The organism is Mucilaginibacter sp. P25 (assembly GCF_050859465.1).
Taxonomy (GTDB): Bacteria; Bacteroidota; Bacteroidia; order Sphingobacteriales; family Sphingobacteriaceae; genus Mucilaginibacter; species Mucilaginibacter gossypii.
This window is the reverse complement of sequence record NZ_CP193937.1, coordinates 3,631,391-3,645,829: the sequence shown is the minus strand read 5'-3', so window position 1 is coordinate 3,645,829 and position 14,439 is coordinate 3,631,391. Positions and strand designations below refer to the sequence as shown.

Below are 14,439 nucleotides of genomic sequence, written 5' to 3'. Positions count from 1 at the left end.
ATAAAAGCCCCGTCATTGCGAGGTACCAAGCAATCCCCGATTAGCATAGCCGCTCTGTAAAGTTTGGGATTGCTTCGTACCTCGCAATGACGGCTTTAATTGAACTACGTTTTTACAATTTGCGCCCTAACTTATTTCAAATATGTCTTTAAAATCTATTGCTCCCATGTTATACACCCGGCAGGTACGGGAAAGTGTTGATTTTTACATTAATAACCTTGGTTTTACCTGTATTGGCTATGATGAAGACTGGGGCTGGGCTACGGTAAGCCGTGATGATATTGAGATCATGTTAGCTTTGCCTGTTGATAATGCATCGTTCACCGTGCCCAAATTTACCGGCTCGTTTTATATCCGGACAGATAAAGTTGATCTATTGTGGAGCGAACTGAAAGACAGGGCAGTAATTTGCTACCCTATTGAAGATTTTAATTACGGCATGCGCGAATTCGGCGTTTTTGACTATAATGGTTACCTGCTGCAATTTGGGATGCCAATTGAATGATAGTTTCTTAACAAATATTTGCGAATAGGCTAATAACTTATCCGCGTTTTGCATAAGTTTCCTATTTTTAGGGCAACCCCGCCGTTGTTGGTGTTGTCACCAACAAAATTTGTTTACCAGTTTTATTAACGGTAACGTAATTAAAAAACATAATTTATTGAAAGAATAGAAGTTGTTGGGGACAACACCAACAACGGCATAGGCATAGAGGAGATTTTTTTGCTGCATTGATTTTGCATAAGTTTCCTATTTTTAGGGCGGCCAAACCCTAATAAAGATGCGCAGATTATATTTTCTTGTATTTTTCATTGCATTTACCGGTTCAATAACAAGCTGTCTTGCTCAAAATATTATTTTAAAGAGCAAAGATCAGCGCATCCGCTACACCGGTCGGATCAATCAAACTGATGAAGCTGCCGAACTGTACTGGACGGGCTCATCATTAAAAATTAGTTTTGACGGAACCGGCGCATCGGCTGTGATGCAGGATGAACGGGGCGAAAACTATTTTACCATCATTGTTGATGACAAGGTTGTAAACACCATTCACCTTGATAATACCAAACAGGCTTATACACTCGCTGAGAACCTGCCGAGCGGTAAGCACACCCTCGAACTGTTTAAACGTACCGAATGGGACAAAGGCAAAACCCTTTTTTATCAGTTCACCTTGGCCAAAGAAGCTACTGCATTAACTGCACCAGAGGCTAAAAAACGTAAGATCGAATTTTTCGGCAACTCCATTACCTGCGGTTATGCCGATGAGGACACCACCGGGCAGGATCGTGGCAGCGCCCCTTATGAAAACGGCTACCTTAGCTACGCGGCCCTTACTGCCCGTCACTTTAATGCACAGTATGTTTGCACCTCTAAAAGCGGTATCGGCATTACCGTGAGCTGGTTCCCGCTCATTATGCCCGAAATGTATAACCGCCTTGATCCAACAGACCCAACAAGCACCTGGAATTTCAAAAAGTATACGCCCGATGTAGTAGTGATCAACCTGTTTCAAAATGATTCGTGGATTGTAAACCAACCCAACAATCCACAGTTTAAAGAGCGCTTTGGCAGTAAAGCCCCCGAGCCGGAGCAGATCATTAAAGCTTATAAAGAGTTTGTAAAAAGTATCCGCAAGGTATATCCTAAAGCACAGATCATTTGCGCGCTGGGCAGCATGGATGCAACCAAAGCAGGTTCGCCATGGCCTGGTTATATCGAAAAGGCCGTTGCTGCTTTAAATGATAAAGGCATTTACACGCACTTTATTCCTTATAAAAATACACCGGGGCATCCGAGCCTGAAAGAGCAGCAAGCTATGGCCGATGATTTGATCGCTTTTATGGAAAAGACGGTTAAGTGGTAAAATATAAAACCATGTCATTGAGCGTAACGCGGCAATCTCGTAGCAATACAGGGCAAATATGCTTTTCGTATTGCAAAACGACGAGATTGCCACGTCGCCCCAAGGCTCATTCCGACTCGCTCTTCGCAATGACATAAAATTTCACCTTACTCCCCTACCTTCTGCTGATCAGGCAACTCATTAGGTCCTGGAATATTGGTTTGTTGCTTTTTGCTGGCATCCCCGTCATCATCGGCAGTTCCTTCCTGGTATTGCTGCTGCGGGTTGGGCTTGCTATTACTGGTTTCCGTTTGTCCATTGTCCTCATCCGAACGGCCGTTTTGTGATACGTTGATCACATTGCCGTAGTTGGCGTTACCTGCCTGGTTAGGATCTTTAAAATTGCTGTTTTCGGGATGTTCCTCGGCAGGCTGGGTGCGGTTAAAGTATTCGTTATTATTGCCCGCCATTTGTGACGGATTGTCTTTATCGTTACCGGCCGGGGTGATATTGTTTTGACCAAAATTTTCGCCTCCCATACCGTTTCCTTCCATACCTGGGTCATTGGGGCTGTTCATTTCTGAGCTACCAAACAGATAACTTCGCTTCAGGTCTTTTTCGTCCTCATTATTGTCGTCGTCCACCCGGTAAGCATTGGGTTTGTTTTCTTCATGTTCGGGGCGTTTAAGCTCGTCGCTCCTGAACTCGTCATCTCTTAATTCCATAGGTTTTGATATTTGGTGTATTAATTAATAATAAAATTAATTTCTATTTGTTTTATAAAACCTATAAAACATCATTTATAAAAACACAGTCGTGCGGTAGGAAGTTATCTACATAACAATAAGCATTAAGCTTATTTTACTTAAATTTATAGCAACCAATTATAATATATGAATAAAGTAGTTAGTGGTGCCGATGAGGCCATCCGCGACATTTCCGATGGTATGACCCTCATGCTGGGCGGCTTTGGTTTATGCCTCTTTTGGCGCAAGTCTTGTGTGCAGGGTGGTGCAGAGCTGACTTGTGGCCCCGATCGCCCATTTCCATTCCATCCTTCAAAAGCTTAAGTTAAAACAATGTAATACGCTTACATTCATAAAACACAAACCTGCCCTAATAAGTTATCTACATAACCATAAGCTTCAGGCTTATTTTACTTAAATTTATAGCAACCAATTATAATATATGAATAAAGTAGTTAGTGGTGCCGATGAGGCCATCCGCGATATTACCGACGGCATGACCCTTATGCTCGGCGGATTCGGATTATGCGGATTGCCCGAAAATTGCATTGCCGCCCTGGTAAAAAAGGGGATTAAGCAACTCACCTGTATCTCCAATAATGCCGGGGTTGATGACTTCGGCATCGGCCTGATGCTGAAGCAGCGCCAAGTAAAAAAATGATCTCATCGTACGTGGGCGAAAACGCTGAATTTGAACGCCAGTTACTAAGCGGCGAGCTTGAAGTGGAACTGATACCACAAGGTACGCTGGCCACCCGCTGTATGGCCGCCGGTTACGGCATGCCCGCCATATTCACCCCCGCAGGTATTGGCACCGAAGTGGCCGAAGGCAAGGAAGTGCGCAACTTTAACGGTAAGGATTATTTAATGGAGATGGCTTTTAATGCCGACTTTGCCATTGTAAAGGCCTGGAAAGGTGATACTATGGGTAACCTGGTATACCGGTCAACCGCCCGCAATTTTAACCCGGTAATGGCTATGGCCGGTAAGGTAACCATTGCCGAAGTGGAAGAACTGGTACAACCCGGCAAACTTGATCCGGATCATATCCATACACCGGGTATTTATGTACACAGGGTTTTTAAGGGGGCCAACTACGAAAAACGAATTGAGCATGCAACGGTGAGAAGTAAACAATAAATATCAAACACCACGTCATTGCGAGGCACGAAGCAATCCCCGATTGGCAGAGCGACTATACAAGTCTCTCTGTATAGCAAGCGATTGCCTCGTTCCTCAATGACATAATTAATAAAACGCAACATGTCATTGCGAGCGTAGCGTGGCAATCGCACAGAGGCATAGCCACCCTGTATAGCATGCGATTGCTTCGTACCTCGCAATGACATGATTTAATAAAGAAAATCATGCTTGACAAACAAGGCATCGCAAAGCGAATTGCAAAAGAAATAAAAGACGGTTATTATGTTAACCTCGGCATTGGCATCCCAACGCTGGTAGCCAATTATATACCGGATACCATGGATGTGGTATTACAATCCGAAAATGGTTTATTGGGGATGGGACCTTTCCCTTTTGAGGGGGAGGAAGACCCGGATACCATTAATGCAGGCAAACAAACCATCACCATGCTGCCAGGATCGGCCATATTTGATTCGGCCATGAGTTTTGGGATGATCAGGGCTAAAAAGGTAAACCTTACCATCCTTGGCGCTATGGAAGTATCCGAAAATGGGGATATAGCCAACTGGAAAATCCCCGGTAAAATGGTTAAAGGTATGGGTGGCGCTATGGATCTTGTAGCGTCGGCCGAAAATATCATTGTAGCCATGCAGCACGTAAACAAAGCGGGCGAATCAAAGTTGCTGCCCCAGTGTACCCTTCCCCTCACCGGCGTACACTGCGTTAAAAAAATCGTGACGGAGCTGGGTGTATTTGACGTTTTGCCCGAAGGTGGTTTCAGGCTTATTGAAAGGGCTCCGGGAGTAAGTGTTGAAGAAATAAAACAGGCTACGGCAGGGAAGCTCATTATTGAAGGCGACGTGCCGGAAATAATTCTGTAGTCACGTCATTGAGTAACCATCAAGGAAATCCTGAAAAACACCGTGATGACGTATAAAATATATCTTAGCGATGGTGTGTCTGGCGCGTTAGCGATAGCAGCGGATACCGGCCTTGTGGCTAATGCCCGTGCAGTATGAGCGTATAGCGCGGGCCACAGGCAACGCCCATATCACAAAACAGGCCCAAAAAACCAACTTGATAATCAATTATTTACAATGACGTCATCATAAAGCACGAAGACAACCGACCGTAGGGAGCTCATTAATACCTATAAAAATCAAATTACAATTATTAATAATCCTCAATAAGCAAGTCCGCTCTGTATAGCTCGCGATTGCTTCGTTCCTCGCAATGACGATTTAGTAAAACGCTATAGCATCCCTCTCAAAGAAACTCCTATCTTTAAAACATGAATTTCATATTTGGCATTGCTGGAATGATGGGCATGGCAATTGGCGCACTGCTGTATTTTATACCCGCTATAATTGCCCGCGAAAAAGCCGACTTTAAATTAATCTTCCTGTTAAACCTGTTTCTGGGCTGGACTATTATCGGCTGGATTTGGGCGCTTATCTGGTCGTTTGAAAAGGAAAAAGCGCCTTTAGATTATTATAAATCGGGTTATCCGGGTTATACCACCGAAAAAGCGCTGAAGCTGCATGAACTATACAAACAATTTGATGCCGGGGTTATTACCAAAGCCGATTACGACAAAGCACTTAAAGAGATTTTAGGCGATCTGTCTTAAAATAAACGTCCCCTCAAATCAGCCGAAATCTCTTCCGTTATCACCATAATGTCCTCAGCAACGTGGGTGTTATTGGTGATCACACGGTCGCATTCATCTTTGTAGGGCAGCAGGTATTCTTTGTAGGCCGGCACCACGTGGTTGATCCATTTGTACATCACGTCATCGTGCGAATAGCCGCGTTCTATCAGGTCGCGTTTAAGGCGGCGCTGCAGGGCGATGTCTTCATCAGCATCAATAAACACTTTCAAATCAAGCAGCTCCGATATATCTTTAAAATGCAGGATAAACAAGCCCTCCACTATCAAAATAGGTGCAGGCTTGATCTCTATCATTTTGGGGATAGCATCGGGGTTATTGAAAGTGTATTCTTGTTTCAGGATAGCTTCCTTATTTAAAAGCTTGCTGATATCCTGCTGAAAATGTTCATGATCAATAGTTGAAGGAAGATCAAAATTATATTCTTTGTTCTCCTCCTTGGTCATGTTATGTGCTACCGGGATGTAATAATCATCCTGCGATACGAGGCTCACCTCGTCGGCAGTAAAATGTTCTAAAAAGCACTTTAAAAAAAGGTTTTGCCTGAGCCGCTTCCGCCGGCAATTCCAATAATATAAGGTTTATTCATTCGGGCTGCCGTAGCTGATATTTACCTGGAAACGTTTATCTAAAGCACCTAAAGCATCGGCAGTGTTCTTGGTCATGATGATCAAAACATTTTTGTTTGTTTCGTTATCGGTAAAACGGCCAACAACCTTTGCAAAGGTGGTATGATTGTTCATAGGGTTGGTAATTTTAATGATGGTGCCTATTGGTGCTGTACGGTGCAGCACCAACTCCTTTTAGGATCTAAACCGGCGTCATCCATCCAGGTAGCCACGCCTTTTTCAACTTTCTCGTATAAACCAAAACGGTTAGCTTTGCCATGGTCGCCGGTGGTGTCCTGCTGCGCAGCAACAGAAGTTGAATCGCGCTGCATTACTGGCTGTTTAACCTCTTCGGGAGGTAAACCGCTGCGCACATTAATCACCTGGTTAGGTGCTAATGAATCAGAGCTTAGTTTATTAAGTGCTTTGATATCCTCAACAGATGTATTAAAACGCTTGGCGATAGAAAACAAGGTTTCGCCCGCCGATACTTTGTATTGCTGCACATTAAGCATGCTTACTTTTTTAACGGTATCGGCAGCTGCTTGCTGTGTTTTATTTACTGTAGCTTGGGCTACAGGCGCAGGTGAGCTAACCGGAGCTTGTACCTGTGGTTTGTTTTGCTGAACAGGGGCCTGGGTAACCGGCTTTTGTTGTACAGGCGCAGAAGTAGTTGCTACCTGTTTTGCAGGCGCAGTTACGGCAGGCTGTGCAGCAGCTTCACCTGAAAAAGGTAATTCGGTAGGTACTTTAACAATGCCGCCAATTTTAAGCGGGGCGTTATTATTAAACTGTATAATAGCTTTAGGGCTGACGTTGTAGCGACGGCCTATAGAGTAGTAATTGTCTTTGGGATCAAGCTTGTGAACGATCACTTTTTTGCCGTTCAGGTTTTCAACACCAATTGAATCAACAACTGGGTTTGCAAAAAGCGATATGGAGAGTGTGAGTAAGGGAGCGACCAATAATAAAATCTTAAATTTCATAATAAATTATAATACAGTAATTTACAAGTTCAACACTATTAAGCCCGATCTGTTTTTTAAATAGATGAGCTGATTATTATGTAGTACAAACGCCTCGGGCTGCATTTTTTGTATAGCGTTATGTAACAAATCGTGATACAAAAGGGTACCCTCCTCGTTAAATACAAACAAGTGCTGTTCAAGATGCTCCTGCAAAAGCGTGTGCAAAGATACAATTCTGAATCTATTGTAGCTGATATAATGAACCGCATTTGCATATACGCTGAGCGGTAAATATAAACTATTTACTTCCGCTGAGGGCAACAGTTCAGGGCTAATGATCTGATTATTCAGCGGTTGATCAGGAACTGGCTCGTATCCTCTTAGTGTATTGCCGATTTTAACATCAAGTAAAAATAATTTCTTCGGTTGTAATTGGGCATTATACACTACAGGGCCATTAACCGACAGATGATCAAAAGCTAAAGTAAAATTATTCCATAACTCTTTGCCCGAAGCGGCTTCAATTGCAGTGACGCCTTTATGTACCGGCCCTGTGGCCGATTGGTAATTATGCAGCAATAATACGCCATCATAAGCAGCTTCAATACCGGTAAGCCAGCGCTCGGGGGTAGTTAAGCCTTCAAAATAAACCTCACCGTTTTGCAGGTTCAGGGCCGAAAAACTAACCTGCTTATCGGCATGGTCCCTGATCTCGAGGAACAGCGTTTGGCTGCTTTCGTCAATTTCCATACGCCAAACCGGGGACTGGTAAGTTTTGCTGATGAAGGGTAAAAGCGAAGTCATAGAGAATGCAAATATGCTCATTAAAATTAAAACTGTTTACCTTTGCCAAACATTGCCCGTAAAGGCATGTTACAACTAAAACATCACTATTATTTATGGACGCAAAAGAAATAAGCCTCGAAGAAGTTAAAGTAAAACCGGTAGTTGACCACCTGAACGACCTGCTGGCTAATTACCATATCCACTACCAAAAACTGCGTGGCTGCCACTGGAACGTTAAAGGCACAAGCTTTTTTACCCTGCACCTGAAATTTGAAGAGCTGTACACTGCCGCGCTGGTTACTATTGATGAGCTTGCCGAAAGGATCCTGAGCCTTGGCAAACCTCCTATCAGTACTTTTAAAGATTATATTGAAACATCAAGCATTAAAGAGATCCAGACCATCGGCCTAAAGGATACCCTGATGGTGAAAGCTATTATTGACGATTTGGCTGCGCTGATAAAAATGGAACGCGAGATATTAACCATCACCGCCGATGCCGGAGACGATGGCACTAACGACATGATCAACCGCTTCATGCAATTCAACGAAAAAATACATGGATGCTGCGTTCATTCGTGAACGAGGACTAACCCGCACATAATCCTACTGTAAAAAAAGCCACATCAGGAACAATCCGGATGTGGCTTTTTTTAAAACGGGGTTTTCACCGGTTTGCATATTTCGTATATTTGCACGGAACGAAACGCCGTCTCTTTAAGCGGCAGATGTTCTGTTTATTTTCCTATGGTGTAATGGTAGCACGTCAGATTCTGGCTCTGAAGATTGAGGTTCGAGCCCTTGTAGGAAAACTTGTTTTGAAAAGCCCTTAGCGCATTGCTAAGGGCTTTTTTTGCGTTTAAAGGCTAAAAATGCGTCTTTTAAAAAACTTTCAAAATCCAAATTACTTGCCCCCGTTAAGTTGAGCAGCTTTTTTTGTTGAATTTATCGAAAATGTTTTTACCACCATTCAAAACTTTTAAATCGTGGGTCAGTTACCCGATCGGCCGCATCGGTAACCCGAACGTTTGAAAAAATCGTCCACTGCTACCGGGTTTGCGTAATCTAATTCGATGATTTCCTTTAGCGCTGCTTTTTTATCTTTTGCCTGGTCATAATATGCCTGGCATATCCGGTAACCGATAAAGTAGCCCAGGTCGGGCGCGGGCAACGCCGGGTTAAGGCCGGTACTCACCCAGTTATCATTATTTTGAGTATACATTTCCTGTCGGAAAGAGTGCCACACTTCCTTTTCATGCAGGGAACCGTAAGCCAAAAACGAAGGCCTTTAGAGGGTATCTAAAGGCCTTTCAACCTGTTGGTTTCAGTCAAGTGGGTAATATCAGAGTCGGACCGATAACCTCTTGCATGCCAGCGTTTCGGGCTAAACGAACATGTTCACATAGCTGGCATCCTGGCATTTGCCTTTTCTAATCAGGTGTTTTCACCGAATAACGTTTCTGATGAAAGCGTTTGGATTATCTACTGCATTTTTAAGTATCAATTCAACTTGATGCTCTCACTGATTCGCCGATCGCCGGTGCCACCTACGTATTTGTAATTTAGTCTAAAAGTTTTTGTAACCGGATCATACATACATACACCATTATTTTGGATAGTTTGGTTAGCGGCTTCAGGAGCCGATTTAACAGTTACCGAATTATCGGCGTTTACCGTTAAATACATGTAGTAATTACTTCCACTAAGGTCTGCCGCTTCTGAACGTACAGTTGTTCCGTTAATGGTTGTTAAAGTTTTAGTTCTGTTAGTCCATGATCTGTTTATTGAAGGATCAGGAAAAGCGATAGAACCATTTGCTGTATAGGTGCCTTCATACTGACTTTTTATCCCAATAATATAGTATACTGTTTTATAGTAATTGATAGCCTGGCCCTGCGCATCTGTAATAGATAGGGGCAACATATAATTAGTACTAAGCGAAAGGCCCGAGGTAATCAGGTTGATATTATGATTGGCCGATAAAAGTCCGGCCCCGATAGTTACGGTTGAAGCTGGCACATTATAAGCGCTTGATGGCAAAGGTACAAAGGTGGCGTATTGTGCGCTGTTACGATCAGGCAGATCAGTACCGTTTTTTACCGCCTCGGTACTATCGGCAACAAATAGGGCTCTGTGTGCCGCGTTAAGACTGGTAACGGCATTCATATCAACCTGAAGGGTAACTGTTAAGGCCTTTGTAAGCGGTTTTACTGCAGACAGTAACACAGTAGTGGATAAGGACTGCGGCTGCGCGCTGATGCTTTCAGATATTTTATACTTAAAACCGCCATTATCAAACGATGCGGGGCCTGCATGCGCCGCTATAGGCAATTCAACCGAAGTTGGCATCTTCCGGTAATCGTAATTATCGTCGTTTTTTGAGCATGAACTGATTAATACTACCAGGGCCATCAGTACCGGGTAATATTTCACTAAGATCTTTTTCATTTTTTAATTGAGTTAATGATTAATGTTTTTAAATGTCTTTACAACCAGGCAGCGGTCTTTTCTTAAAAAAATTGGCCAGCGGTCTATCAGCATTTTCACTGTTAAACTTATTTGTATTTAACCTGCGGAAAATCGTGCTGCGCTTTAATAAACTGCGCTTCCCATTCATCACTCCATCCAAAGGCTACAGATGCCTGCGTCTTGAGGTTTACACCGGCGGCACCGCTCCAAAAATGTATAAACTCGCCCCAGTTCAGGTCCCTGGTGTACTCCTTATTTTTTTGCGGGAAATAATCGGCAAGCAAACCAAAATATTTATTCAATACCGCTGCTTCGCCATAGTTATGATAAATTGGGTAGAACCAGTTTTTAAACCACTGCGACCGGGGGCGGGGGAAATCATCATACTGGGTTTGCATTTGTTTATAAACCCTGCCTGCTTCATCTTCCCTACCAATATGTTTCAGTACATCATAGTTAAAAATTTCCATAAACTTGCTATCACCCCATAAAGCATCCGATGGCGAGCCTTTTACCCCGTGGCTGGCACCGCTAACAATGTGCCCTACCTCATGAACAGGCATCCCAATTTGCTGCCCTTCAGAGCCTGTCCAGTCATCAAGCCCGCAATCAATGGTATTGTGATGATCATGACTGGCATCAAAGTACGATGCAGGGTGCCCGCCGCCCAGCTTATTGTTAACCACACGGTGCAACACCACGTACAGGCGGGGATCAGTACCGAATGCTCCGTATGTTTTTTTACATAAGCCCAAACAGCCGACATGGTTTTATAAGGCCATGTTACTGAAGGGTACATGTTATCATCATAATAAAAAACCACGTTAGCATCGGCATAAGTGCGCGAAACTATAAGGTCGTGCTCAAACCAATGCTCTTTCCAGTTTTTGGCAGGGCTTTTCAGCGTGTCGCCGGAGCTGAACTGAGTTGCCGAACTGATTAAAATATGTGTAAAGAAAAACACCACCAGTAATGATGCATATTTGATAAATTTCATAACAATGTGCTAACATCCTGCGCTGCGGCGCTTTTGCACGGCAACCAGGATTTGTTTATTTAAAACAGGATGATTTGCTTTTTATACCGGCAAAAGCCAATTTCAAATGGCCTTTACCGGTATGCTTTTTTCAATGAGTTTACCAACCGGTATTTTGCACCAATAGTTTATCACTATTAATATCATTTTGCGGCAATGGATAGAAGTAGTGTTTTTTAGAAAAAACACGATTTTCGAACGACACCACTTTATAAAAATCGGGCAGGTCGGCACTGATATTTAATCCGTAAGTTGGTCCGCTTTCCGTAGTTTCGGCAATTTTCCAGCGCCTTACGTCAAAAAAACGGTTGTTTTCAAATGCCAGTTCTATCTGCCGTTCCTTCCTGATGGCCAGGCGCATGGCTTCCTGCCCTACCGGTGCAGGGACACCTTTGCCATATTCGGGGATGCCGGCGCGGTTACGGATCAGGTTAATATAGGTCAGCACATCGGCGTTGCCCGGATTGCTTTCATTTAACGCTTCTGCATAGTTGAGGTAAATTTCGGCAAGCCTTAACATTACCCATGAGCGGTTGCCTTGTGTCCTATCGCTTGGTGGCATATTTTTTCGCACCACGTATCCGGTGGGGCAATAATCATTACCACCGGTGTTGCGGCCCGAGTTACCGGTATTCCAGAGTTGTGTAATCACATTGCCTGAGTTTTTATTAAGCCACTCGCTGCCGTTATAGGTAATGCCTACATAAAACCGAGGTTCGCGCCCTACCCATTGATTGTAGGTACTTCTTGACTGATCATCATAAGGTGCCTTAAAATCTGAGAAGCCAGTTTTTTGATAGCCAGATGCGGCATCATCAATAGCGCGTCCATTGGCCATAAAATAAGCATCAACCATACCCTGGGTAGCGCCCAGACCTCCGGCCCCCTGTCTTCGTCAGCTGCACCCTGATGGTATGGGGTTGTTTCGTACTGCCGGTTCGTAACGCCTGCGCCAATATTGGCGTATATAACTTCTTTGTTCCAATCTTTTAACAATACATCACGGCATGATAGATACGGGCTATAATTGCCGCTTGGGTCATTTACACGATAAAGATCATACACCGCCGGAACAAACTGGTCAATAAATTCCTTAGCGGCATCTGCAGCAAGCTTCCATTTATTAGCATCGGGCTGCTGAGTGATCAGTTGTTTGCCATCGGCATTTTTCATAGGGGCATAATCGGTATTGCCATTGTAAAGCGGGCTGGCAGCATACAACAACATTTCAGATTTGATGGCCAATGCAAAACCTTTGGTAAAACGTCCATAATTATTATCATTAGAAGGCAATGCAGGAAGGTCTTTGGCCGCCTGATCAAGCTCGGCAGTAACATAACTTACGCACTCATCATATGAATTTCTGGGTAACTGAACATCGTTAAAAGATGCATCCGGAGCGATGGTTTTATCGCCGATAATAACCACAGGCCCATAAATGCGCAAAAGATAAAAGTAATATAAAGCACGCAATGCCCTCGCTTCGGCCTTGTACTGCGTTTTAAGATCGGGCGTAAGGTCTGGCACCTTATCTATATTATCCATAAATACTCCGGCATTCCTGATCCCCTGGTAAAAATAAGTCCAGAAGCCACTGATCAGGCTGCTTGAAGCATCATAAGTACCATTATTGATGTTATTGCTGGTTACAAAGCCCCATACATATTCGGCCTCATCGCTGCCACCCGTCCACTGGCCTACGGTATTCCCGAAACCGGCAAAACGCTGCGAAGCCTCATCGGGCATATTAGAGTATATATTTGCCAAAAATTTCAATGCCGTATTACGGTTATTGAACGTTTGATCAAGGGTTAACCTATCATCCGGAACCTGGTCCAGATATCCCTTTTTACAGGAAAAGTTCATGCTTACCAAGGATAGTAAGAAAGACATTATTAATATTTTTTTCATACCTGACTTTTAAATACAGTTAGTATTAATTGAACTGCGCGCTAAGGCCTAGCGACAACGTTTTAGTATTAGGATAAGACGTTCCATTGCCTGTGTTAAGCTCTGGATCCCATAATTTAAACTTACTGAAGGTGAACAGGTTATACCCCATTACATATACCCTTGCTCCTTTTAAACCCAGGTTATTAAACAAACCTTTAGGCAGCGTATACCCAACATCCAATGTTTTAAGCCTTACAAACTGAACGTTTTTGATCCAGAATGAACTGGTTTGGGTATTGTTGGTGTTCGCGGCATCGCCAAAGGCCAGGCGTGGATAAAACGCGTTGGGATTGGGGTTTTCGGGTGTCCATCGGTCGGTAATATTGGCATAGGCATTGCTTACACCGCCATTGGTTGAAAACGGCTGGATAGCATTACCTGAAATATACCTGTCAGCCCGGCCTGTACCCTGAAAAAAGCGCCCACGCTGAAATTCAGGTACGATACCGTAAAGCCGGCTCCGTAAATTAACGAAGGCACATCGCCGCGGCCAATTTTAGTAACATCATAAGCGTTAATCACACCGTCGTTATTCAAGTCTTTATACTTGATATCGCCGGGCCTTATGCTGCTTTTATCACCGGGTACCGCGCTTTTGTTAACTTCATCCTGGCTGGTAAAAAAACCCTCGGCTATATAACCGTAATTAGCCAGTACATTGTTACCGCGACGGTTCATCCATGGATACGGCGGTATGGGCTGATCGTTTTCTATCACCTTATCCTTGTTATAAGTAACGTTTGCACGGATGCTTAAATTAACCTTGCCAATAGTCATGTTATCCTGTAGGCTGGCATCAATCCCCTTATTATCAACAATACCCAGGTTACCGTAAGGCGAGTTTGCAAGCCCTACAAAACTTGGAACGGCCTGCCTTTGCAATAAAATACCCGTGCGGTGTTCTTTAAACAAATCAACAGTAAGTGAGAGCTTATCATTCAGCGTTCGTATATCAAAGCCGAGATCCTGTTTGTGTGATTTTGCCCAGGTCACGTTTACACCATAATTGGTAATATTGATTCCGCTTACACCCTGTCGGTTAAGACCGAATGTATAACCATCGGCACCATCTGTTAAAAAAGTAAGGTAGTCAAAACGCGGACCGCCGTCATCAGCACCCGCAAAACCATTACTGTAACGGATCTTAAACATGGAGAACGCTGTTTTCAGCGGCTCAAAGAATTTCTCTTCGGACAGAAGCCAGCCCACGCCGAA

The 14,439-nt window shown here is 43.7% G+C and carries 16 protein-coding genes and 2 pseudogenes; 7 read left to right on the top strand and 11 right to left on the bottom strand.

The genetic code is table 11. From position 1 onward, the window contains the following. Positions 1-142: 142 nt before the first annotated feature. Together ACRQ5D_RS18455 and ACRQ5D_RS18450 are read left to right on the top strand one after the other, a co-directional pair. On the top strand, positions 143-505 hold the full coding sequence (locus ACRQ5D_RS18455; RefSeq protein ID WP_208102442.1) for a VOC family protein: 363 nt from the start codon (positions 143-145) through the stop codon (positions 503-505). 277 nt (positions 506-782) lie between these two features. Then, positions 783-1,868, top strand: a complete 1,086-nt coding sequence (locus tag ACRQ5D_RS18450; protein ID WP_091163305.1) for an SGNH/GDSL hydrolase family protein — start codon at positions 783-785, stop codon at positions 1,866-1,868. A 146-nt stretch (positions 1,869-2,014) separates the two neighbouring features. On the opposite strand, the gene ACRQ5D_RS18445 is transcribed toward ACRQ5D_RS18450, so the two are convergent. After that, a complete protein-coding gene (locus ACRQ5D_RS18445) occupies positions 2,015-2,572 on the bottom strand; it encodes a hypothetical protein (RefSeq protein ID WP_091163304.1) in 558 nt (185 codons plus the stop codon). Positions 2,573-2,740: 168 nt separating this feature from the next. Here ACRQ5D_RS18445 and ACRQ5D_RS18440 point away from each other — a divergent pair, with 168 nt between their 5' ends. The 4 genes and pseudogenes from ACRQ5D_RS18440 to ACRQ5D_RS18425 all read left to right on the top strand — a co-directional run bounded on the left by ACRQ5D_RS18440 (position 2,741) and on the right by ACRQ5D_RS18425 (position 5,366). Further along, the gene (locus ACRQ5D_RS18440; RefSeq protein ID WP_218134365.1) at positions 2,741-2,917 is read left to right on the top strand and encodes a hypothetical protein; all 177 of its coding nucleotides are present in this window, start codon (positions 2,741-2,743) and stop codon (positions 2,915-2,917) included. Positions 2,918-3,035: 118 nt separating this feature from the next. Next, a pseudogene (locus ACRQ5D_RS18435) lies at positions 3,036-3,733 on the top strand (CoA transferase subunit A). Between the two features lie 227 nt (positions 3,734-3,960). Then, complete coding sequence (locus tag ACRQ5D_RS18430) at positions 3,961-4,617, top strand: 3-oxoacid CoA-transferase subunit B (RefSeq protein ID WP_090523970.1); 657 nt, start codon at positions 3,961-3,963, stop codon at positions 4,615-4,617. 410 nt (positions 4,618-5,027) lie between these two features. Further along, positions 5,028-5,366, top strand: a complete 339-nt coding sequence (locus ACRQ5D_RS18425) for a superinfection immunity protein (RefSeq protein ID WP_091163302.1) — start codon at positions 5,028-5,030, stop codon at positions 5,364-5,366. Here the strand turns inward: ACRQ5D_RS18425 and ACRQ5D_RS18420 are convergent. The 4 genes from ACRQ5D_RS18420 to ACRQ5D_RS18405 all read right to left on the bottom strand — a co-directional run bounded on the left by ACRQ5D_RS18420 (position 5,363) and on the right by ACRQ5D_RS18405 (position 7,806). Continuing rightward, entirely contained in the window at positions 5,363-5,899 is a 537-nt protein-coding gene (locus ACRQ5D_RS18420; protein ID WP_431200154.1) for a uridine kinase family protein, read from the bottom strand. The two genes, ACRQ5D_RS18425 and ACRQ5D_RS18420, sit on opposite strands and share 4 nt — an antisense overlap. An 87-nt stretch (positions 5,900-5,986) precedes the next feature. Then, a complete protein-coding gene (locus ACRQ5D_RS18415) occupies positions 5,987-6,148 on the bottom strand; it encodes a hypothetical protein (protein ID WP_431200153.1) in 162 nt (53 codons plus the stop codon). Positions 6,149-6,174: 26 nt separating this feature from the next. After that, positions 6,175-6,999 carry a LysM peptidoglycan-binding domain-containing protein gene (locus tag ACRQ5D_RS18410; RefSeq protein WP_431200152.1) on the bottom strand — a complete coding sequence of 275 codons (825 nt, stop codon included), beginning with the start codon at positions 6,997-6,999 and terminating at the stop codon, positions 6,175-6,177. A 21-nt stretch (positions 7,000-7,020) separates the two neighbouring features. Continuing rightward, positions 7,021-7,806: a DUF4905 domain-containing protein gene (locus ACRQ5D_RS18405; protein WP_091163300.1), complete on the bottom strand. Its 786-nt coding sequence runs from the start codon at positions 7,804-7,806 to the stop codon at positions 7,021-7,023. A 74-nt stretch (positions 7,807-7,880) separates the two neighbouring features. On the opposite strand from ACRQ5D_RS18405, the pseudogene ACRQ5D_RS18400 reads away from it, so the two are divergent. Continuing rightward, positions 7,881-8,359: pseudogene (locus ACRQ5D_RS18400) on the top strand (Dps family protein). Between the two features lie 398 nt (positions 8,360-8,757). Here the strand turns inward: ACRQ5D_RS18400 and ACRQ5D_RS18395 are convergent. The 6 genes from ACRQ5D_RS18395 to ACRQ5D_RS18370 all read right to left on the bottom strand — a co-directional run bounded on the left by ACRQ5D_RS18395 (position 8,758) and on the right by ACRQ5D_RS18370 (position 14,433). After that, positions 8,758-9,042: a hypothetical protein gene (locus ACRQ5D_RS18395; protein ID WP_091163298.1), complete on the bottom strand. Its 285-nt coding sequence runs from the start codon at positions 9,040-9,042 to the stop codon at positions 8,758-8,760. Positions 9,043-9,266: 224 nt separating this feature from the next. Next, on the bottom strand, positions 9,267-10,214 hold the full coding sequence (locus ACRQ5D_RS18390) for a BT_3987 domain-containing protein (RefSeq protein WP_091163297.1): 948 nt from the start codon (positions 10,212-10,214) through the stop codon (positions 9,267-9,269). 107 nt (positions 10,215-10,321) lie between these two features. Further along, positions 10,322-10,921, bottom strand: a complete 600-nt coding sequence (locus ACRQ5D_RS18385) for a hypothetical protein (RefSeq protein ID WP_432326166.1) — start codon at positions 10,919-10,921, stop codon at positions 10,322-10,324. 450 nt (positions 10,922-11,371) lie between these two features. Further along, complete coding sequence (locus ACRQ5D_RS18380) at positions 11,372-12,109, bottom strand: RagB/SusD family nutrient uptake outer membrane protein (protein WP_432326165.1); 738 nt, start codon at positions 12,107-12,109, stop codon at positions 11,372-11,374. Further along, positions 11,995-13,137 (bottom strand): RagB/SusD family nutrient uptake outer membrane protein, encoded by a 1,143-nt coding sequence (locus ACRQ5D_RS18375; protein ID WP_432326163.1) that lies wholly within the window; start codon positions 13,135-13,137, stop codon positions 11,995-11,997. Before ACRQ5D_RS18375 ends, ACRQ5D_RS18380 begins: the two co-directional genes overlap by 115 nt. A 426-nt stretch (positions 13,138-13,563) precedes the next feature. Beyond that, positions 13,564-14,433: a hypothetical protein gene (locus ACRQ5D_RS18370; protein WP_432326161.1), complete on the bottom strand. Its 870-nt coding sequence runs from the start codon at positions 14,431-14,433 to the stop codon at positions 13,564-13,566. Positions 14,434-14,439 lie beyond the last annotated feature (6 nt).

Excerpts from the sequence above, each read along its gene's own strand:
- ACRQ5D_RS18410 (WP_431200152.1), bottom strand. The coding sequence starts at position 6,999 with ATGAAATTTAAGATTTTATTATTGGTCGCTCCCTTACTCACACTCTCC.
- ACRQ5D_RS18380 (WP_432326165.1), bottom strand. The coding sequence starts at position 12,109 with ATGGCCAATGGACGCGCTATTGATGATGCCGCATCTGGCTATCAAAAA.
- ACRQ5D_RS18450 (WP_091163305.1), top strand. The coding sequence starts at position 783 with ATGCGCAGATTATATTTTCTTGTATTTTTCATTGCATTTACCGGTTCA.
- ACRQ5D_RS18390 (WP_091163297.1), bottom strand. The coding sequence starts at position 10,214 with ATGAAAAAGATCTTAGTGAAATATTACCCGGTACTGATGGCCCTGGTA.
- ACRQ5D_RS18375 (WP_432326163.1), bottom strand. The coding sequence starts at position 13,137 with ATGAACTTTTCCTGTAAAAAGGGATATCTGGACCAGGTTCCGGATGAT.
- ACRQ5D_RS18430 (WP_090523970.1), top strand. The coding sequence starts at position 3,961 with ATGCTTGACAAACAAGGCATCGCAAAGCGAATTGCAAAAGAAATAAAA.
- ACRQ5D_RS18445 (WP_091163304.1), bottom strand. The coding sequence starts at position 2,572 with ATGGAATTAAGAGATGACGAGTTCAGGAGCGACGAGCTTAAACGCCCC.
- ACRQ5D_RS18440 (WP_218134365.1), top strand. The coding sequence starts at position 2,741 with ATGAATAAAGTAGTTAGTGGTGCCGATGAGGCCATCCGCGACATTTCC.
- ACRQ5D_RS18455 (WP_208102442.1), top strand. The coding sequence starts at position 143 with ATGTCTTTAAAATCTATTGCTCCCATGTTATACACCCGGCAGGTACGG.
- ACRQ5D_RS18425 (WP_091163302.1), top strand. The coding sequence starts at position 5,028 with ATGAATTTCATATTTGGCATTGCTGGAATGATGGGCATGGCAATTGGC.
- ACRQ5D_RS18405 (WP_091163300.1), bottom strand. The coding sequence starts at position 7,806 with ATGAGCATATTTGCATTCTCTATGACTTCGCTTTTACCCTTCATCAGC.
- ACRQ5D_RS18415 (WP_431200153.1), bottom strand. The coding sequence starts at position 6,148 with ATGAACAATCATACCACCTTTGCAAAGGTTGTTGGCCGTTTTACCGAT.